The organism is Bacteroides celer, assembly GCF_002632415.2.
Lineage (GTDB): Bacteria > Bacteroidota > Bacteroidia > Bacteroidales > Bacteroidaceae > Bacteroides.
This window is the reverse complement of record NZ_CP178209.1, coordinates 3,860,731-3,881,911: the sequence shown is the minus strand read 5'-3', so window position 1 is coordinate 3,881,911 and position 21,181 is coordinate 3,860,731. Positions and strand designations below refer to the sequence as shown.

Here is a 21,181-nt window from a genome sequence, read left to right as displayed (position 1 = left end):
TTTGTATTCATAATACATCGTGATTTTGTCGTGTAAATATGAATTAATTGTTTATCCTTCTGTTCCGAAAGGAGAGAAAAAGTCGTAAAGAGAATAATAAAGTCTTGCTAATCCCGTATTTTGTCTACAAACAAGCTGTGTTCGTCTCATTGGAAAAATAAGTGATGTCCTATCTTTTATCTTCGTGTCGAAATAGAAAACAGAATAAGTCATGAAGATGAATAAAACTATGTTGCTGGAAGAAGTAGCACTCCGTTCGGGAGTATCAGTAGATGAATGCGGAGTAGTACTTAAAACCTTAGAAAGAGTTTTAAGTGAGGAGCTCACGCGGAAAATGTATCGTTATGGAGGATGGATATTGTTATTAATTGCTTTATTTGTGTCCGTAGCTGCTTTCGGGCAGACGGCAGAGCGTAAAGGACGTCCGGTGCAGACGATTCGCGGGATTGTAGTAGACGGAGATTCGAAATATCCTATACCGTATGCGACTGTGAAATTGTCAGATAAGGAAGGGGTAGGGACGACAACGGACAGTCTCGGACGTTTCACCCTTCCGCAGGTCCCTGTCGGAAGACATACGGTAGAAGCAGCGTTCATGGGGTATGAACCCGGCATTTTCAGAGAAATATTGGTGACTTCCGCTAAAGAAGTCTATCTGGAAATCCCTCTGAAAGAGAGCGTGAACGAACTGAATGAAGTAGTGATCCGGGCACGGACAAACAAAGAGGAAGCGATGAATAAAATGGCTACCACCGGGGCGCGTATGTTGAGCGTGGAAGAAGCGAGCCGTTACGCAGGCGGGTTTGACGACCCTGCACGTCTGGTTTCCGCTTTTGCCGGAGTGGCACCCAGTGTTTCATCCAATGGCATTTCCATTCATGGCAATGCGCCCCATCTGCTGCAATGGAGACTGGAAGATGTTGAAATCCCCAATCCGAATCATTTTGCCGATATCGCTACGTTGGGCGGAGGAATCCTTTCTTCCCTTAGTTCGCAAGTGCTCGGAAATTCCGATTTCTTCACCGGAGCTTTTCCGGCTGAATATGGAAATGCCGTATCCGGCGTGTTCGATATGAAGCTGCGCAACGGTAACAATCAAAAGAATGAAAACACGATTCAGGTGGGAATCATGGGGATTGATGTTGCTTCCGAAGGCCCGTTGAGCAAGAAGCATAAGGCATCTTATATCTTCAATTACCGTTACTCTACCACCGGACTGCTGAATCTTGACGGAGGGACAATGGATTATCAGGACTTGAACTTCAAGCTGAACTTCCCGACAAGGAAAGCCGGAACATTCTCCGTCTGGGGAACCAGCCTGATAGATAAGTTCAAAAGCGACATGGAACGTGACACAGAGAAATGGGAGTATCTGGGTGACCGTAGCGAATCGAAAGACAAACAGTATATGGCAGCCGGAGGTATCAGCCACCGTTATTTCTTCAATAATGATGCATCATTGAGAACGACCGTTGCCGCCACCTATTCGCAACTGGACGGAGGGGCATCTTTGTTCAATCATGCTTTGGAGTCCACTCCCTATATGGATCTCGAGTCGAAACATACGAACCTGATACTGACGACCACTTTCAACCGTAAATTCAGCAACCGGTTTACCAATAAGACAGGATTTACCTACACCGCTATGTTTTATGATATGAATCTGTCCATTGCTCCTTATGAAGCCCAATCACTGGAAACCGTATCTCAAGGCAACGGCACCACCAGCCTGATTTCCGCCTACAACAGCTCTTCCGTAGGATTGGGCGAACGGTGGACACTGAATGCCGGTATCTACGGGCAGTTGCTGACGTTGAACAACAAATGGTCTGTCGAACCCCGTGTGGGACTGAAATGGCAGACTGCTCCGAAAGCTACCTTTGCGCTTGCTTACGGTATGTACAGCCGCATGGAGAAAATGGATGTCTATTTCGTGAAAATGAAAGGGACGGAAAATAAGTCCGTCAACAAAGACTTGGATTTTACTAAGGCACAGCACCTCATGTTGTCCTTCGGTTACAAGATTTCCGACCGCATGAATCTGAAAATAGAACCTTATATCCAGTTCCTTCACGACGTACCTGTAATGGCAGACAGTTCGTACTCCGTACTCAACCGCTCCGACTTCTACGTAGAAGATGCATTGGTCAATAAAGGAAGAGGGCGTAATGTGGGAATTGACATCACCCTTGAACGTTTTTTGGAGAAAGGACTTTATTACATGATTTCGGGCTCTTGGTTCGACTCCCGTTACCGCGGTGGAGACGGTGTATGGTATAACACGAAGTTCAACCGTAATTATGTCATCAACGGACTGATTGGCAAGGAATGGATGCTGGGACGCAACAAGCAGAATATCCTTAGTGTCAACCTGAAACTGACTCTGCAAGGAGGCGACCGCTATTCTCCTTTCGATAGGGAAGCAACGATGAATCATCCGGACAAGGAAGTGCAGTATGATGAAACGAAAGCATTCTCCAAACAGTATTCGCCCATGTTTATCGGTAATTATACAGTCAGTTATCGCATTAACAAACGGAAAGTATCTCATGAATTTGCCGTGAAGGGACTAAACTTTACCGGAGCAAAAGAACACTACGGGCATGAATATAATGTGAAAACCGGGAAAATAGATGCGACTGATGGTTCTACGGTATTGACAAATGTGAGTTATAAACTTGAATTCTAACTGGAAAAGTTCTATCTTCGTCTTTTAAATATAAAATGAATGATAACTGAAACTGCTACGGCAAGTAAAGAATCCACCTTATTGTACCGATTTCTCACAAGCCCGGAGCTTCGATGGGGGCGTTATCTGCTGCTTATTGCCATATTAAGTGTGATTTCCTTAAATCAGGTCTTTATTATTTTTATAGACTACCGGGAGGTATTGGGGGGATGGGTTTATGTGTTTACCTTTTTGTACCTGCTCGCCTATCTTGCCGTGATCTATCTGAATCTTTTTCACTTATTTCCGCAATATTTGCTGAAAAGACGTTATCTGGTTTATCTGTCACTGCTCTCTGCGGCCATGATAGCCGCACTCGTAATGCAGATGGTAACGGAATATACTGTTTTCTCAAATTGGCCGGAGCTTCAGGTGCGGAAATATTACTTCTCGCTACCTATGATAATGGATTATATTTCTTCCTTCTTGCTGACCACGCTCTGCATGATAGGAGGGGCGGTGACGTTGCTTTTGAAAGAGTGGATGGTAGATCATCAGCGTGTCTCGCAAATGGAAAAAGCCCATGTGCTGTCGGAAGTGGAGCAGTTGAAGGAACAGGTGAGTCCCGAACTCCTTTTCAAGACACTGCATCGTGCGGGACAACTCACGCAGGACGATCCGGAAACGGCCTCGAAGATATTGATGAAATTAAGCCAGTTGCTCCGTTATCAACTTTATGATTGCAGTAGGGCCAAAGTTTTGCTTGGCAGTGAAATTACTTTCCTTACCAACTACCTGACATTGGAACAGAATTTTCAGCCCCGGTTCAGCTACTTGTTTACTTCGGAAGGAGACGTGAACCGGATGTTGGTTCCGCCCTTGCTTTTCGTTCCTTTTGTGAAACATATAGTGGAGCAGATAAGTGAACAGCAGGTATCGGCTCCTGTTTCTTTGAATATCCATCTGAAAGCGGAACAGGGCACGATACGGTTTACTTGCCTTTGTCCGGAAGTCAATCTGTCGGCGGATAGAGGGCTGGAACAAATCAGGCAGAGATTGAACTTGCTGTATGGCAATCGTTACGGGCTATTATTGACGGAATGTAGTATACAACTGGAACTGAAAGGAGGCGAATGATGGGATGGAAAGAAGATGATAAAGGCAGGACGGGCAGAAACCGGAATGATAAAAGCATAAAAGAGTTGACAGTCCCCTCTTTTCTGTTGAGTCCTCATTACAGGATATACAGGCATTTGCTGTTACAGGCGGTGCTCTTGTTGATTGCCATCAATGTTTTTGGGTATGAGCCTTTGCAGGGTGTTTCCCTCTGGCATCGTTTGGGAGGATGCTTTGTGTATTTTGCATCAATGAACATAGTGATATATGTCAATTTATATTTATTGGTTCCCTGTCTTTTGCTGAAGAATCGTTGGGGGAGGTATGTGCTGGCGGCTTTAGCTACAAATATAGCAGTGATTATCTTTCTTTCGGTTACTCAAGGATTGCTTTTCGAGGTGATTCTGCCGGGTAATCCTGATCCGTATACAACTGCTATCAATGTGATTTCCGGGTTGCTCACTATCGGATTTCTCACGGCAGGTTCCACGACAATATCTCTGTTTACCCATTGGCTTCGCTACAATCTGCGCATTGACGAACTCGAGTCCACTACTTTGCAATCCGAACTGACATTTCTCAAGAATCAAATCAATCCGCATTTCCTTTTCAATATGCTGAATAATGCCAATGTCCTGATAAAGAAAAGTCCGGAAGAAGCTTCCAAAGTACTTTTCAAACTGGAAGATTTGCTACGGTATCAGATTAATGACAGTTCGCGTGAAAGAGTTTCGTTGGCTTCGGATATCCGTTTCCTGAATGACTATCTGAATTTGGAAAAGATACGCCGTGACAATTTCCAGTTTACGTTGAGGCAGGAGGGAGAAGTGGATTCCATTTGGATTCAGCCTTTATTATTCATTCCTTTTGTGGAAAATGCGGTGAAACATAGTTTTGATAGTGAGCATTCTTCGTATGTCCATGTCTTTTTTAAGGTGGATGCTCACCGGTTGGAATTCCGGTGTGAGAATTCTAAACCGGCTGTTGCAGTCCGGCAGGGTAAAGTCGGTGGAATCGGACTTGCCAATATTCAGCGTAGGTTAGGATTACTGTATCCTGAACATTATAAGTTGGAACAAAAAGAAGATGAAAATCTCTATTCTGTAATTTTAAGTATAACATTATGAATTGTATCATTGTAGATGATGAACCCTTGGCACGTGAGGCCATGAAGTTATTGATAGAAGAATCCGATAACCTCCAGTTGATAGGCAGTTTTAACAGTGCTGCAACTGCTTCCGACTTTATGGAGCAACAGGGAGTCGATCTGGCTTTTCTGGATATTCAGATGCCTGGGATTACAGGAATAGAGTTTGCCCGTACAATTTCCAAAAAGACACTGGTTATTTTCACCACAGCCTATACAGAATATGCGTTGGATAGCTATGAAGTAGATGCAATCGACTATCTGATTAAGCCTGTCGAAGCGGAACGTTTTCAAAAGGCGGTGGATAAAGCGTTATCCTATCATTCTCTATTATTGAAAGAAGAAAAAGAAGCTATCGAAACGATTGTTGCCGCTGAATATTTCTTCGTAAAGGCAGAGCGCCGGTATTTCAAGGTGAATTTCTCCGATATTCTCTTTATTGAGGGATTGAAAGATTACGTCATTCTTCAACTGAACGACCAGCGTATCATTACTCGCATGAGCCTGAAAGCCATATTCGATTTATTACCAAAATCTATTTTTTTGCGGGTGAATAAATCCTATATTGTCAATACCGATCACATCGAGTCATTTGACAATAATGATATATTTATAAAATCCTATGAAATTGCTATCGGTAATAGTTACCGGGACGACTTCTTTGAAGGTTTTGTAATGAAACAAAGATTGTGATTTTTCATTTTTGTTTGGTTACATAATTTTCAAATGGTATATTTGTAACCAAAATAAAGAATACGTGATTGGCACAACAGACTATATTAGTATTAAGTTAACTGATGAGACGCAGTTTCGTTCTATATTCGACAAATATTACATATCTCTATGTATGTTTGCTAATCAGTATGTCGAAAATGATGCATTAGCGGCTGATATTGTTCAGGAGTGTTTTGTGAAGTTGTGGCAGTTACGCGATGATTTCATGTATGTGCATCAGATTAAATCATTCCTCTACACGTCGGTACGCAATAAATCTTTGAATGAACTGGAACATACCAAAGTCATGAACGAGTATGCACAGAAAGTTCAGGAAATGAGTAAAGACTCTTTTTTTCAAGACAAGGTCATTGCAGAAGAAAGTTACCGGATATTGGTGGATGCCATTGAAAAACTGCCACCGCAGATGAAAAGCATTATGCAACTGGCACTTGAGGGAAAAAGCAATCCGGAAATTGCTGAAACACTGAATATTTCCGGTGAAACGGTACACTCCCAGAAAAAGATTGCCTACCGTAAATTACGCGTATATTTGAAAGACTATTACTACCTGGTTTTTTACTTTTTATAGTTTCTTTTAAAAAAAATCATTTTAATACACCCTGATTTTCAATTCACCTGTTTTAGTATAAACAACTATTAAAACATGTGAATTATGATAAACCAACATTTCTATATTGCAAGACTCATTGCCAGATACTTATCTGATGAAATCGAGGAAGAAGAACAGGCGGAACTGACTCGGTGGAGAAATGAATCGTCCGAAAACGAACGCCTTTTTCGGGAAATCTGCAAGGAAGAGAACATAAAGCAGAATATGCAGAAGCGGCAAACTTTCCATACAGAGGACGGATGGGAGGGGGTGCAAAGAAAAATCCAACGCCATCGGTTCAGACATCGGATACTGAATATATGTAAATATGCTGCTATTTTCATTTTTCCGGTGGTTATTGCTACTGTGGCAATATATAAGAGCGGTAATGAACCCCAGCCGTTATCTCAAGTAGCGGAACAAATTGTTCCGGGTGGTAAGAAAGCCGTTCTTATTCTGGATAATGGAGAAGCAATTGATTTGAAGTCTACCTCCGGCGTGGAATTGAAAGAAAAAGATGGTACAGTCATTCAGGTGGATTCTACAGCATTGAATTATCAGCAGGCTCCCGCCCGGACATCCGAAAAACTTGCATATAATAAGGTAAACGTTCCTCGTGGTGGTGAATATCAGCTGACGTTGAGCGATGGAAGTAAAGTACAGTTGAATTCCATGAGTTCCATCCGCTTTCCTGTTCAGTTTGCACAGGATTGCCGTCTGGTAGAATTGGAGGGAGAGGCCTATTTCGAAGTAAGCAAAACCGGACAGCCTTTTATTGTACAAACCAAAGGGATGAAAATAGAAGTATTAGGAACTACTTTTAATATATCAGCTTACGCAAACGAAGAATATCAAACTACACTTGTCAGCGGTTCGGTAAAAGTACAGACTGAAAATGGAAGCAACCGGATTCTGAAACCATCGGAACAGGCTTGTATTACTCCGGGCAGCAACCAGATCAATGTACGCAATGTAGATACTGCATTTTATACTTCATGGATACATGGAAAGATCAATTTCAAGGACCAGCGATTGGACGACATCATGAAAACTCTTGCCAGATGGTATGATATGGATGTAGTCTATGAGAATGAGGCGACGAAAGAGTTACGCTTCGGTTGCTATGTTAACCGCTATAATGAGATTACCCCATTGGTGAAATTGTTGGAGCAAACGGGTAGAGTAACTGTCACAGTAGAAGGAAAAACTATCAAAATATTCACTAATCATTAATCCCTGTTTTATGGAAAAACTACGTAATGTTGCCAGATTTGGGAAATATGGAAAACGTCTTTGTATGATGTTCCTTTTTCTCTGTATTACGACTTCAGGGCTGATGCGCGCATCTGTATTCGCACAGACCACGGTTACAGCCAAATTCAGAAATGTAACACTGAATGAAGTTCTTTGGGAAATTCAGAAACAAACGGACTTTACCTTTATCTACAGCACAAATGATGCAAAGAAAGTCAGAGTGGAAAATCTGGATGTGAAGAATGAACTGATTTCTGAAGTGCTTAACAAATGCCTGCGAAATAGCGGACTGACTTATACGGTTCATGATGGAGTAATTGCCATCCGTAAGGCTGAACCCGTTAGGACGGAAACTGTTGCACGTGAGAAATATACGATTACAGGGAAAGTAATTGAAGATAGTGGAGAGCCGATAATCGGAGCTAATGTCATCGTGAAAGGTACAACTAACGGTATGATGACTGATATGGACGGTAATTTCCATCTGGAAGTTACAGACAAGAAAGTGACTCTGATGGTTTCTTATATCGGTTATACGTCACAGGAGGTAGTTGCAACTCCCGGCAAGCCGATGAGCATAATCCTGAAAGTGGATAATAACCTGTTGGACGAAGTGATTGTAACGGGATATGGTACTTTCAAGAAATCGGCTTATGCAGGTTCTGCCAGTATCGTAAAGACAGATGCTGTGAAAGATGTGCCTAATGTATCTTTCCAACAGATGTTGGAGGGGGCGGCTCCCGGTGTCAGCGTAAATACCGGTTCGGGTATACCGGGTTCGTCAACGTCCATCCGTATCCGTGGCATGGGTTCGTTCAATGCCTCCAATTCTCCGCTGTATGTAGTGGATGGTGTTCCCGTATTGTCGGGTAATATTGGTGCATCTGGTAGTGATTCCGGTTTGGATGTAATGTCTACCTTGAATACATCGGATATTGAAAGCATCACTGTTATCAAGGATGCCGCTGCTGCTTCACTTTATGGTTCACGTGCAGCAAATGGCGTTGTCATTATTACTACGAAACAAGGAAAAGCAGGTAAACCGGTCTTTAAATTGAAATCGGATTGGGGATTCTCTAATTTTGCCATGCCTTTCCGCGAATTGATGGGCGGACAGGAACGTCGTAACCTGATCCACGAGGGGCTTCGAAATTATGCTTTAACTTATAGTGGTAAGACCGATGATGAGGTAGGACTTCATCAGGGGATGACCGAGAATGAAGCATGGGCTTATGCCGATTCGAATATTGACCAGTATGCACCGATCCCTTGGTGTGGTTTTGTGAATTGGGATGATTATCTGTTCCGTAACGGTAGCCACCAGAATTACGAGTTTTCAGCTTCCGGCGGACAGGAAAAGATTAAATACTATACGTCCATCGGCTATATGAAGCAGGATGGTGTTACGATAAACTCCGGTCTGGAACGTATTTCTGCACGTTTGAATGTAGACTATCAGATGGCTAAATGGATGAATATCGGTGCAAAGATACAGTTCTCCAAAGTGAATCAGGATACTTATTCGGAAGGGACATCGTATACTTCTCCAATTTACGGTACGCGTAATGGAGCCACACCGTCTGACCCTATATGGAATGAAGACGGCACCTGGAACCGTGCATTAATCAAATTAGATGACCGTAACCCGATGTTATCAAATTCTTATAATTTTAAGAGAGAATATGCGACTCGTTCTTTCAATACCGTATATGCATCATTCGATATTTGGAAAGGAATCAAGTTTGCGTCTACATTCAGCTATGATTTTGTGATGAACAAGTCTCGTGCATGGAAAGACCCGCGTACCAGTGACGGTGACGATGATAACGGACGTTTCAGCAAAGATTATAATGATATTACCAATATGACATGGTCTAATATTCTGACTTATCAGACAAAGATCAAGAAAAAACACAATCTGGACCTTTTGGTTGGTTATGAAATCAACAGTAAGGAGTCGGATGGACTGGGAACTACTATCTCTAATTTTGCACGCTGGGATAAGCCGGAAGTCAACAATGGTGTAGTGTATCAGAGTATGGGAGGTTCTAACAGTACGACGCGTATTGTCTCTTATATTACACGTGCCAACTATGATTATGACAACAAATACTATCTGGGAGCGAGTTGGAGAACAGACGGAAGTTCGCGATTGGCAAGAGAGAATCGTTGGGGAAATTTCTGGTCATTGTCCGGTGCATGGAGAGTGAGTAGCGAGAGTTTTATGAAACCTCTTCAGAACTGGTTAAGTGACTTGAAACTTAGAGTTTCTTACGGTGTGAACGGAACTCTGCCGTCTTCTTATTATGGATATATGGGATTGAGCAGTCTGACTAGTAATTATAACGATAATCCGGGTATCACGCAGTCGCAACTGGAAAACAAGGAACTGACTTGGGAAACCAACTACAACTTCAACTCCGGTATCGACTTGGGATTCTTCGACAACAGACTGAATGTTACATTTGAATATTACGTTCGTACAACGAAAAATCTGCTTTACAGCCGGCCATTATCTCTTGCAACAGGTTTCTCAAGTTATCTTGCCAACATAGGTAAATTACAAAACAAGGGATATGAATTGGAAATTCGTTCAACTAATATCGAGACAAAAGATTTTCGTTGGAGCACTAGTTTGAATCTGGGACATAATGCCAATAAAATCCTGAAGTTGGACGGAGATTTGAAACAAGTAACCAGCGGAACATCTATTCATAAGGTAGGTTTGCCCTATTCTACCTATTATATGATTGAATTTGCAGGCATCGACCCGGCAGACGGTGAACCGATGTTCTATAAGAATACGACGGATGAAAATGGAAATCTGAACAAAGAAACTACTAAAGATCCGCGTAGTGCGGAAAAAGTGATACTGCAATGTGCCGATCCTACTATCACCGGTGGACTGGGTAACAGCATCTCTTATAAGTGGTTTGATCTGAATTTTAACGTGAATTTCTCTTTTGGGGCATGGAACTATGACGGCGCGGCAGGCAAACTGGAACACGGTGGCGACGGAACGCTGAATATTCCTATTTATTATCGGAAACGCTGGCAGAAGGAGGGTGATGAAACGAGTATTGAACGTTTTGTAGTCGGTAGATCAATTTCCATGACCGATTATGCTACCACACGTCGTTTATACAGTGGAGATTATGTTCGTCTGAAGAATCTGACTTTCGGCTTTACACTGCCGAAGACATGGACCCGGAAAGTGGGTATAGACAATATACGTCTGTATGCATCGGGCAATAACCTGTTAACTTGGGCGGCATACGATTATATTGACCCCGAATCGGGTTCATCACCTAGTTGGGATACTCCTCCGATGAGAACTTATACATTCGGTTTGGAAGTGAAATTCTAAGTGCATTAATCTATAAATGAATAAGTATGAAAAAGATAAAATATATAGCTTTAGGTGCCTTTGCAACCTTATTGAGTAGTTGCGGAAATGATTGGTTGGATTTGCAATCTTCCACAGCTATAGAAACTGATGGTTCATTGACCGAATTAAGGGATTTTGAATTTGTGCTGAACGGTGCATACAGCAGTATGCAGTCATCCAGTTATTATGGAGCAGATATGTTTTGTTATGGTGATTTGAGGGGAGATGATATGAAATCTTATAAGTCTTCCAGTACCAATGTCAGTTTCTATACATTCAAGTACAATAAGACGAATGGACCTAGTGGTTTCTGGGGGATGTACTACGGTATTGGTAAGAACCTGAACATTTTATTCCGGGATATTGAAAAGATAAAGCTTGTTCCCGATCGGGAAATTACAACTCCGAAACTGGAGAAGCTGACAGAGCAGGAGTATTATAATGACTTGAAAGGAGAGGCTTTGGCAATACGTGCCTTGTTGCTGTTCGATATGACACGTATTTACGGGTATCCTTATCTGAAAGATAACGGGGCATCATTGGCTGTGCCCATTATTGATAAAGTGGTAGAAGATAAGAATATCAAGCCTTCCCGCAATACGACCGCCCAATGTTATAAGGCCATCACAGACGACCTGACAGATGCGGTGAAGCTGCTTCGTCCGGTAAAGAAAGAGGGTAAAATCAATAAATGGGGGGCAATGACATTATTAAGCCGGGTTTATCTCTATATGGGGAATGACAAAGAGGCATACGATGTGGCTGCCGAAGCTATCAAAGGTGCGGAAAAACAAGGCTATAAGTTGTGGACCAATGATGAATATGCCAAGATATGGGCTACTCCGTTCAATAGTGAACTGTTGTTCGAAATTGTGAATCTGACTACTGATAGTCCGGGAAAATCATCCATCGGTTATCTTAGCACCAAATATAATCTGATAGCCACCGAAAAGTATTGGAAAGACTACATGAAAGACAATTCCGATGATGTTCGTAGTCAGATGGTGTCTACGGCAAGTAGCAGTAAACCTTATTGCTTGAAATATCCGGCACAAGGTTCTAAATCGTATGAAGATGCCAATATCCCGGTTTTCCGTCTGTCGGAACTCTATCTGAATGCAGCTGAAGCTGCGATTAAGAGGAATGATATATCTAATACGCGCAAGTATCTGAAACCTATTTATGCACGTACGGATAAGGATCTGGATGCCGTGGCAGATGAAGATATAAACCTGGATCTGGTGCTTGAACAGCGTCGCATTGAATTCTGGGGAGAGGGACAACGTTTCTTTGATTTACTTAGAAATAACAAGAAAGTGATACGTGAAGATTATTTGAGCGAAGTTCCCAATGAAGCAGTAGAGTTTGATTGGAGTTATTATAAAATCGTTCTTCCTGTTCCTAACCACGAAATGGAGTACAATGAGAATATGGTTCAGAATCCGGAATATGAATTGCATTAATTAACGCATTAACGTATAGAAATTATGAAAAAGATATATAGCATCTATTTCCTTTTGGGTTTGTTCATCACGGCCTTTTATTCGTGCGGGGAAGATCTGACTCCCGTGGGACCGGATATAGCTGAAATCACTCATTTCCGTAATGATGGTCCTTACCTTTTCTATGAAAACGGTAGACTTAAAATTCTGGAAGTGACTAAAGAGAATGCATTGAACATTCGTGAAGAATCCGGATTACCGGCCGGATTGAAACTGGATGTGTATTCGGATGATAATCAACTCCTTTTTCAGGTACCCATTAATAAGATTGAGAATTTTGAACGTCCGGCATGGGAAGACCGTACCGAGTATGCTAAAACATTTGCCGTATCCGACCTTCACGGGCGTTTCGACTTGTTTGCTGCTATTCTGAAAACAGGGGAAGTGATTAATGATAAATATGAATGGATATATGGCAGTAACCATTTGGTGATTGATGGTGATATTTTCGATCGTGGAGCAGACGTACTTCCTATTTTATGGCTCATATACAAATTGGAATTTGAGGCGAAAGCTGTTGGTGGCAGAGTGACAACCATCTTGGGGGATCACGAAGAAATGATAATGCGTGATAACTTGAAATATACGTATGCCAAGTACAACACTCTTTCGCAAAGAGCGATGAACATGACCTATGGAAAGATGTGGGGACTGACGAATGTGATGGGTAACTGGCTGCGTTCTAAAAACACCATTCAGATTGTAGGTGAAAACCTTTATGTTCATGCAGGATTGAGTAAGGTGTTTATGGAACGCGAAGAGACGATTCCCGAAATCAATGAACTGGTGAGCAAGAGCATTTACCTTTCAAAAGAGGAACGGAAAAAACAATATCCGGATATTGCCGATTTCCTTTATAGTGATAGTTATAACGGTCCGTTGTGGTATCGCGGAATGGTTAAGACTGGCAGTGAGTACAGTCCGATAAAGGAAGCGGATGTAGATAAACTTCTGGCTCAATATGATGTCAAACGTATTATTATCGGTCATACGGAAAATAGTCGTGTGAAGTATACCTATAATAAAAAGGTATATGATATTTGTGTTAATCATCCCAAGGCTTTTGAAAAAGAGACTCGTGCTGTGGTTATTGAAGGAGATGATATTAAAGCCATCAATGACGAAGGAGAATTAGTAACGATTAAAAAATAAACTTCAAGAAAGAAAAGAATATGAGCACTCGTTTTTTGAGATTATTTCTTTCTACTCTTGTTCTCGTTTTAATAAGTTCCGGCATTCAGGCCAGAACTTATCATTCAGGAGATAAGAAGAAAGAGAAAAAAGAGAAATTGTCTGGTGACGGACCCTATATACTCTATCAGGCAGACGGTAGTACACGGGTTATTAATGTCAATAAGAAAGGACGGATTACAGACAAGACTTATGCGACATTACCTAAAGATTTCAGTTTCCGTGTGACGGATCATGAGGGACGGTATCCATTTGACGTAAAACTCCATCCATTGAAAAGACCGGAGTGGCAGTATACCCGTCCGGAAAAAGTTTTTGTGATGTCCGATCCTCATGGGCGGCTGGATTGCGTGATTAGTCTGTTGCAAGGAAACGGAGTAATTAATGATAAATACCAATGGAATTTCGGTAGCAATCATTTGGTGATTATCGGAGATATTTTCGACCGTGGCAAGGATGTACTGCAGATCTTTTGGCTGTTCTATAAATTAGAAGATGAAGCGGCTAAAGCGGGAGGCCATGTCTTTTTCCTTTTGGGAAACCATGAGGCTTTGGTGTTGTCTAACGATCTTCGCTATACAAAAGATAAATATAAATTGCTGGCAGAAAAACTGGGAGTGGAATATCCTTCATTATTCGGCACAAATACCGAATTGGGCCGTTGGCTTGCAACACGTAATACAATGCAAATTATTGGAACCGATTTATATGTACATGCCGGATTAGGAAAATTATTCTATGATAAGGACTTGAATATCCCCACTGTGAACGAGGAAATGAGCCGGGCACTTTTCATGAGCAAAAAAGAGCGTAAGGCACTTTCTCCATTGACTGATTTTCTGTATGGCAATGACGGTCCGATCTGGTATCGCGGCCTGGTGAGAGAAGATCCCAAGTATAAACCGTTGGTACAAGACTCTTTACAAATGATGTTGGATCGTTATATGGTAAAACACATCCTTGTGGGGCACACTATCTTCAAGGATATTTCAACCTTTTATAATGGTAAAGTCATCGCTGTCAATGTTGACAATAAGGAGAATCGGAAGAAAAAGCGTGGACGGGCTGTATTGATAGACAATGGAGTTTATTACGTCGTTGGTGACGACGGTGTTCAGAGAAAACTATAATCTGTCCCGGTTTCCGGTTAATATTTGGTATATTGCTTAGGATTCATCCCTGTGTGTTTTTTAAAGATTCTCGAAAAATGACTTAGGTTGGTGAATCCTAACTGATATCCGACTTCTGAAACAGAAAGTTTTTCCTCTTTCAATAAACGGGCTGCTTCTTTCATTCTGAAGTCCTGATAATAGTTGAAGATGCTGTTACCAAAGATCTGTTTGAATAAACGTTTAAGCTTGGATGGACTCATGTGGACAGAGATGGCGAGTTCTTTTATAACAGGAGGAGTATCCAAATGGTGAAGTATTCGTTCTTTTATCTGGTAGATACTTTTTGTATCATGGCTATTCAAGGCATAAATTTGTTTTTCTTCCCGCTTTTCTAATTCCATTAATAGCCGACAAACCAGTTCCTCTGTTTTTATTCTTATAAAATACCGTTTAAAGGTTGTATTGACTGCCTCTGTCATCATTTCATTGATGATTTTCAGCAAAGAGGGATAAAGTATTCGGATTTGTTCATTGAACACATATCCGGTACAATACCCTTTGCCATACTTTGGGGGGATTTCCAGTCTTCCGTCTTTTACTTCTGTTCCTAGTAAATGAGCAAATTTTAATAGTACATTGGGATCTGTCTGTTGTATTTCCTTTTTCATAAGAGGTCTTTTACGACTATTTTTATGACAAAAATAGCTATTTTATTCGTTTCATATCCCATAATTTTGCATTGTTGTTTTTTAGAAGTAATAGATTCAATAAAAAATTAGAAGATGGAAGCAATCAAGCGTATGAATGTTGAAGAAAACGATTTTAAACAGTTGTTCTGGCAAATCTCTCCGAAGGAAATCAGTGACAATATGTTCACACTGGTCATGGATAATTTCTATGTTATAACTGCAGGTAATGAAGCACATTATAATTCTATGATAGGTAGTGGAGGCGGTTTTGGACTTCTTTTCAGGAAGCCCGCTAGTTGGTGTGTGATCCGGACAGACCGCTATACTCTTGAACTTATTCAAAAGGAACAAACATATACCATCGCATATTTCTCCGATAGGTATAAGGAACAGTTGCTTTTTCTAGGCAGCCAATCGGGGAGGGATAGCCGGAAAATGGAGGAAGTGGAACTGACAGGTATTCAAACTCCCTCCGGAAATATGTCTTTCAAAGAGGCCCGGCTTATTTTTGAGTGCAATTTAACACAGATTACGACTCCTGATCCCGATGATTTCTGCACACAGGAAGCACGGGATTATATAGCTGATGCTTATCAGAAAGCAAGTAATTATCGTAAATATGTGTTTGGCGAAGTCACCCATGTCTGGAGCAAACAGGAGTGATTTCATATCTGATCTGCCACAGATTCTATAAAATCACAGAAGTTATCTACCGACCGCTCCTCACGAATCTGTCCGGCTAATTCCATTGCTTTTGTTTTATACACAGGATTAGTCACCAAATCATTCACTTTTTCTTTTAATTCCCGGTCGGAAACTTTATTGATTTTGATGCATTTAGGTCCTATTCTCAACTGTTGAACACGATAAGCCCAATAGGGCTGGTCGATGATTAGCGGCATGACAACTTGTGGTTTACCTGCACGGGCTACACTGTGTGTTGTTCCGCTTCCTCCATGATGCATGACAGCATCACAGTGAGGAAATATCAGACTGTGCGGAATGGTGTGTGTCAATAGGAAGATATCCTTATCGTTTGCTAAGGACTTTCCTGTACCCGACCAGCCGGAGCCGATAATCAGCCGGAAATTCAGTTGTCGGCAGATATGGATTAACCGATTACAAAAAGCATCGCTTTCTTTTGCGCTGCAACTCCCTAATGTAAAGAAGATAACAGGTCTTTGTTCTTGCTGAATGAAATCCAGAAGTTGCTGATAGGCATCCGTATCATAGTGTAGTGCGTCATTGAAACAGTATCCTCCAATATCCCATTTATACTTCCAATCGGGATCTGTATTACCGAGATAACGGCTGTACAGCATATAATTAAAGGCTCTTTCCGTGGAATAATAACCACAGTTCTTTAAAGGCTTCAGTCCTAACTGTTCCCGATTTTTATTAATGGTTTTCTGCGTCATATAGTTGTTGCCGATATTGAGCAGCTTCCAGATAAACCGGGGAGTGAAAATTGGATGAGGCTTTGGATAAGGGAAGATAGGAGGGGGGATATGCCTGCCGGGTATAAAAGGGGCAAAGGCAGTCCGGATAAATGGTTTCTGACAATAATCAGCAACACTGGCTGCTGCAAATTCGGAGTTGGTGGCTATCAGTATATCATGCTCTTTCAGTAGAGGAATCAGTTGCTTGAACTGTACGTCAATCACATCGCGCATCCACTTTAGATAAGGTTTGGCTCCTTCCGATTTCTCTCCTGCTTTCGATACCATTCCTTGTATATCATCAAAATCCTGTAAGACATAATCCAGCTGATATGCTTTTGCTTCTTTTTCAAATATTTGTGGAAGATTCAATGTGACTTGATGTCCTCGTTTTATCAGCGCGGAGGCAATGGTCAGATAAGGATAGATATCTCCTTGTGATCCTCTGGTAACCAAAAGTATTTTCATGGCGGAACGTTTATAGTGATTAATTCCGGATAATGCCGAGCAGACGTAATTTTTCCCGGTCGAGGTGGTAATGCTCTTCCATTTTAGACATATTGTCCTCGCCGAAATCAATGGGTTTGTCGAGCTTGTTCACTTCACGATAACCTTTATATACTTTCTTAATCATTTTGCGAGGATTGAAAGTTAAGGAAGAAGTGATAAAGCAACCATGTGTACACCAGCAGTTTGCTTTATATCCATGTCCGATCGCTTCTATTTCTTGTTTCATAGCTTCACTTTTCATGATTTGCTGTACGTCGCAATCGTAATCTTTCACGTTGCCAAGCGGTTCACGCAATTCACAGGAACGGAATCGACCGTCATAATCAATAACCAATGTCGTTTCTCCTGCCGTACAGTCCATACCCCAGGGAGTTGGCTGGTCGATATTACTTGCCCGGATATCATATAAAGCTCGGATAATACCTATATAGAAGAACTTTGTGATAGGTTTGCGCAAACCGGAAGTGTTACTCACCATTCGTTTGGCATAAGCTCTATATATAGGGGCTGCTTCATCCTGAATCCGTCGGAGGGTGGATTCGTCCAATGCTTTGACTCCGTCTTCGCGGGTGACGCCACGGGCTGCTTCAATCGTATGAGTAGATAAATGGAAACGTCCATACATCCACGTCATGAAATCATTAATCTGGTCTATATTATATTTAGTGATAACCGTGGCTACATTGAGCAATACTTTTCCATCGTCTTTAAAATGTTCGCTTACTTTCCGTATGGTATCTGCCGCTTTATAAAAATTGCCCGGTACCCCTCGTTGTGTATCATGTGTATCTCCGAATCCATCCAGTGAGATGCTGACATTGATATTACAATCCGGACAGTTGGTGCGGAACCGTTTCACCCATTCGATGACACGATCCGGCTTCAGTCCGTTTGTCGGCATATTGACATCTTTGATTTGGTTATTGCGGTAAAACATTTCAAGAATTTCAGAAAGATCTTCCCGGAGCGTCGGCTCGCCTCCAGATACCCACAACTTGTTGATTTCTCCGGCCGTCTCTGATATTTTCCTGATTTCTTCGAAAGTCAAATCCTTTTCTTTCTTAGCCATATCATTGGCATAAAAGCACATGGCACATTTGGCATTACACTTTCCGGTAACAAATAAAAAGATGGACTCTAACTTTTTTTCCGAATTCATAGAACGAAAAGAACTTCTTGTACGCTTGGTCTTCATATTATTAGAATATTGCTTTAATTATTGGCTAATACATATCTATATGAGACAAAAGTACATAAATCTTCAATTCGAAGTCCAGCGGTGAAAAGTAAAATTCTTACCTTTTCACTGTAAATGAATACCATAAGGCAACCTATTATAAAGAACTAGCCCTCTATCCATCTTCAAAAGACGAATAGAGGGCAGTCACCATGACGAGAAAAAAGTCGAAGTCTATTGCTTTGCTTCGTTATTTTGTTTCAGAAGAAATTCATCAATTGCTTTTTTAAGCTGGTCTTTGGGCATAGCTCCCTGCATGATTCTAGGTTCCTCTTTCATCGGAATCATCAATAAGGTAGGGATGCTGCGGATACCGAATGCCGCTGCCAGATCTTGTTCTTTGTCCACATCAATCTGGTAGATATCTACTTTACCGCTATATTCTTTGCTTAGTTCTTCCAGAATCGGGTGCATCACCTTACATGGACCACACCAGGTAGCATAGAAATCTATGATAGCAGGACGGCTGCCCTCAAATTTCCAATCGTTCGGATTGGCTTCATAATTATATACTTTCTTTAAAAAATCTGCTTTATTTAATGCTACTACTTCCATTTTATTGTCCTCCTTTGTTGATTCATTACTCTTTTTATTTTCTCCGCTGTTGCCTGCACAAGCTGTGGTTGCCAATACAACGGCAAAAGCACTCAATAAACCTTTCATTAGTTTCATATACTATCTTTCTTTTTGTTTTCTCTGTTGCAAAGATAGGGGATATAAAGGGAGTAAAAAATAGCAATTTGACAGAAACTCTTGGCAAAACTTCCCTCGGATAGTTACTGAACGCTAAAATTTGTCTATTATTCTTTGGAGGAAATAAAAATAAGCACTACTTTTGCCGCGATAAAATGAGTATTCACCCTTTAAAAACAGATGGAAAGGGTATTAATTATGTTGGAGTTATAATATTTTCAAATTAGGACTAAGTTGTCTCGTCGGGAGGATGAGGCTTTGCAACTTATTGTTTTTACACTGAACCTATGGTTCTTATATTGACCGCAATTCTACTAACAAGCGGTAATCGTTGATTAGTCCTGCAATCACTTTTTATATTTTAAATTAATCACTTCAATGCGGTGGTGAGGTATTTCATATCCAAAGCATTGGTATCACGTGTATTGCATTGTTGTTTGCCGGTGAGGCCGACAGGGAATGCTGTATGCGAACGAAAAAAAAGTATGGGAATACGATTAAAAGATTTAAGCAAACTGGGATACCGGGATAATGTTGCCTGTAGTCTGGTAGTGGACATTGTGAGTAAACATTGCAAATACGACACTAAAGAACAGATTGAAATGACATTGAGCGATATACTCGAGCATCCCGAATCTTACAAAAATAATGAAATTTGGAATAAGCTGGCCGAACGCCTTTCGCCTACTATCATAGCAAAAGAGTTTATAGCTTATGATTTATTGGATGAGCCGTTGATGTATAAAACCTATGGAGGTAAATTTATCGAAACGCTTGCCAAACAACAGATGAACCTGGCTATGCGCTTACCTGTAACGGTGGCCGGAGCATTGATGCCTGACGCTCATGCCGGATACGGGTTACCTATCGGTGGAGTGCTTGCTACGGATAATGTCGTGATTCCGTATGCCGTAGGCGTTGATATCGGTTGTCGGATGAGCCTGACGGTATTTGATGCCAGCGCCGACTTCCTGAAACGATATACCTATCAGATGAAAGAAGCCTTGAAAGATTTCACCCATTTCGGTATGGATGGCGGATTGGGTTTTGAGCAGGAACATGAGGTGTTGGATAGGGAAGAATTCCGTTTGACGCCTTTGTTGAGAGATTTGCATGGAAAGGCAGTACGTCAACTGGGGAGTTCCGGTGGTGGCAATCATTTTGTGGAGTTCGGCGAGATCGCTCTGCAAGAAAATAACGTGTTGAATCTTCCGGAAGGAAATTATCTGGCATTGTTGTCACATTCCGGTTCACGAGGATTGGGAGCTGCCATTGCCAAACATTACAGCCTGTTGGCACGTGAAGTGTGCAGGCTTCCCCGTGAAGCACAGCATTTTGCCTGGCTGGATTTAAACACTGAAGCGGGGCAGGAGTATTGGATGAGTATGAATCTGGCAGGCGATTATGCCCGTGCCTGTCATGAGCGGATTCATTTGAATTTGGCGAAAGCATTAGGGTTGAAGCCGCTTGCTAATGTCAACAACCATCATAACTTCGCTTGGAGAGAGGAAATAGCACCGGGGCGTATGGCAATCGTGCATCGTAAAGGGGCTACTCCGGCACAGAAAGGACAAGCGGGATTGATTCCCGGTAGCATGGCTACTGCAGGTTATCTGGTTTGTGGCAAAGGGATGGAAGCTGCTTTAAATTCGGCTTCTCATGGAGCCGGCAGGGCGATGTCCCGCCAGAAGGCAAAAGATAGTTTTACGCAATCGGCTTTGAAGAAACTACTGTCGCAGGCAGGAGTGACTTTGATTGGTGGGAGCGTGGAAGAAATGCCACTGGCATATAAGGATATTGACAGAGTGATGTATACACAGGAAACGCTGGTGGAAGTGCAGGGTAAATTTATGCCTCGCATCGTTCGAATGAATAAGGAGTGATGCGATGAAAGAAATTAGTATTTAA

Annotated in this window: 16 protein-coding genes; 12 read left to right on the top strand and 4 right to left on the bottom strand. The window is 41.7% G+C overall.

What is annotated here, in order from left to right; genetic code table 11:
• The first annotated feature begins 211 nt into the window (after positions 1-211).
• The 10 genes from CJF29_RS15880 (at position 212) to CJF29_RS15835 (ending at position 14,723) form a co-directional block, all read left to right on the top strand.
• Positions 212-2,689, top strand: coding sequence for a carboxypeptidase-like regulatory domain-containing protein (locus CJF29_RS15880; RefSeq protein ID WP_099147291.1), 2,478 nt, complete (start codon positions 212-214; stop codon positions 2,687-2,689).
• Between the two features lie 39 nt (positions 2,690-2,728).
• Positions 2,729-3,805, top strand: coding sequence for a sensor histidine kinase (locus CJF29_RS15875; protein ID WP_099147290.1), 1,077 nt, complete (start codon positions 2,729-2,731; stop codon positions 3,803-3,805).
• Positions 3,802-4,911 (top strand): sensor histidine kinase, encoded by a 1,110-nt coding sequence (locus tag CJF29_RS15870; protein WP_413544498.1) that lies wholly within the window; start codon positions 3,802-3,804, stop codon positions 4,909-4,911. Before CJF29_RS15875 ends, CJF29_RS15870 begins: the two co-directional genes overlap by 4 nt.
• A complete protein-coding gene (locus tag CJF29_RS15865) occupies positions 4,908-5,624 on the top strand; it encodes a LytR/AlgR family response regulator transcription factor (protein WP_008648691.1) in 717 nt (238 codons plus the stop codon). Before CJF29_RS15870 ends, CJF29_RS15865 begins: the two co-directional genes overlap by 4 nt.
• A 64-nt stretch (positions 5,625-5,688) precedes the next feature.
• The gene (locus CJF29_RS15860) at positions 5,689-6,237 is read left to right on the top strand and encodes an RNA polymerase sigma-70 factor (protein WP_004304159.1); all 549 of its coding nucleotides are present in this window, start codon (positions 5,689-5,691) and stop codon (positions 6,235-6,237) included.
• 84 nt (positions 6,238-6,321) lie between these two features.
• Positions 6,322-7,491 carry a FecR family protein gene (locus CJF29_RS15855; RefSeq protein ID WP_099147289.1) on the top strand — a complete coding sequence of 390 codons (1,170 nt, stop codon included), beginning with the start codon at positions 6,322-6,324 and terminating at the stop codon, positions 7,489-7,491.
• A gap of 10 nt (positions 7,492-7,501) precedes the next feature.
• The gene (locus CJF29_RS15850) at positions 7,502-10,879 is read left to right on the top strand and encodes a TonB-dependent receptor (protein WP_099147288.1); all 3,378 of its coding nucleotides are present in this window, start codon (positions 7,502-7,504) and stop codon (positions 10,877-10,879) included.
• A 26-nt stretch (positions 10,880-10,905) separates the two neighbouring features.
• Entirely contained in the window at positions 10,906-12,363 is a 1,458-nt protein-coding gene (locus tag CJF29_RS15845) for a RagB/SusD family nutrient uptake outer membrane protein (protein ID WP_099147287.1), read from the top strand.
• Between the two features lie 24 nt (positions 12,364-12,387).
• The gene (locus CJF29_RS15840) at positions 12,388-13,554 is read left to right on the top strand and encodes a metallophosphoesterase (protein ID WP_099147286.1); all 1,167 of its coding nucleotides are present in this window, start codon (positions 12,388-12,390) and stop codon (positions 13,552-13,554) included.
• Positions 13,555-13,574: 20 nt separating this feature from the next.
• Entirely contained in the window at positions 13,575-14,723 is a 1,149-nt protein-coding gene (locus tag CJF29_RS15835; protein WP_099147285.1) for a metallophosphoesterase, read from the top strand.
• 17 nt (positions 14,724-14,740) lie between these two features.
• Here CJF29_RS15835 and CJF29_RS15830 read toward each other — a convergent pair whose 3' ends face one another.
• Positions 14,741-15,373 (bottom strand): helix-turn-helix domain-containing protein, encoded by a 633-nt coding sequence (locus CJF29_RS15830; RefSeq protein ID WP_099147284.1) that lies wholly within the window; start codon positions 15,371-15,373, stop codon positions 14,741-14,743.
• A gap of 114 nt (positions 15,374-15,487) precedes the next feature.
• Here CJF29_RS15830 and CJF29_RS15825 point away from each other — a divergent pair, with 114 nt between their 5' ends.
• Positions 15,488-16,057 (top strand): hypothetical protein, encoded by a 570-nt coding sequence (locus tag CJF29_RS15825; RefSeq protein ID WP_099147283.1) that lies wholly within the window; start codon positions 15,488-15,490, stop codon positions 16,055-16,057.
• A gap of 2 nt (positions 16,058-16,059) precedes the next feature.
• Here CJF29_RS15825 and CJF29_RS15820 read toward each other — a convergent pair whose 3' ends face one another.
• The 3 genes from CJF29_RS15820 to trxA form a co-directional block, all read right to left on the bottom strand.
• Positions 16,060-17,301: a glycosyltransferase gene (locus CJF29_RS15820; RefSeq protein ID WP_099147282.1), complete on the bottom strand. Its 1,242-nt coding sequence runs from the start codon at positions 17,299-17,301 to the stop codon at positions 16,060-16,062.
• A gap of 19 nt (positions 17,302-17,320) precedes the next feature.
• The gene (locus CJF29_RS15815) at positions 17,321-18,538 is read right to left on the bottom strand and encodes a radical SAM/SPASM domain-containing protein (protein WP_099147281.1); all 1,218 of its coding nucleotides are present in this window, start codon (positions 18,536-18,538) and stop codon (positions 17,321-17,323) included.
• Positions 18,539-18,754: 216 nt separating this feature from the next.
• Positions 18,755-19,252, bottom strand: a complete 498-nt coding sequence (gene trxA / locus CJF29_RS15810) for a thioredoxin (RefSeq protein ID WP_176553170.1) — start codon at positions 19,250-19,252, stop codon at positions 18,755-18,757.
• Positions 19,253-19,758: 506 nt separating this feature from the next.
• Between trxA and CJF29_RS15805 the strand changes: the two genes are divergently transcribed.
• Entirely contained in the window at positions 19,759-21,156 is a 1,398-nt protein-coding gene (locus CJF29_RS15805) for an RtcB family protein (RefSeq protein ID WP_099147280.1), read from the top strand.
• Positions 21,157-21,181 lie beyond the last annotated feature (25 nt).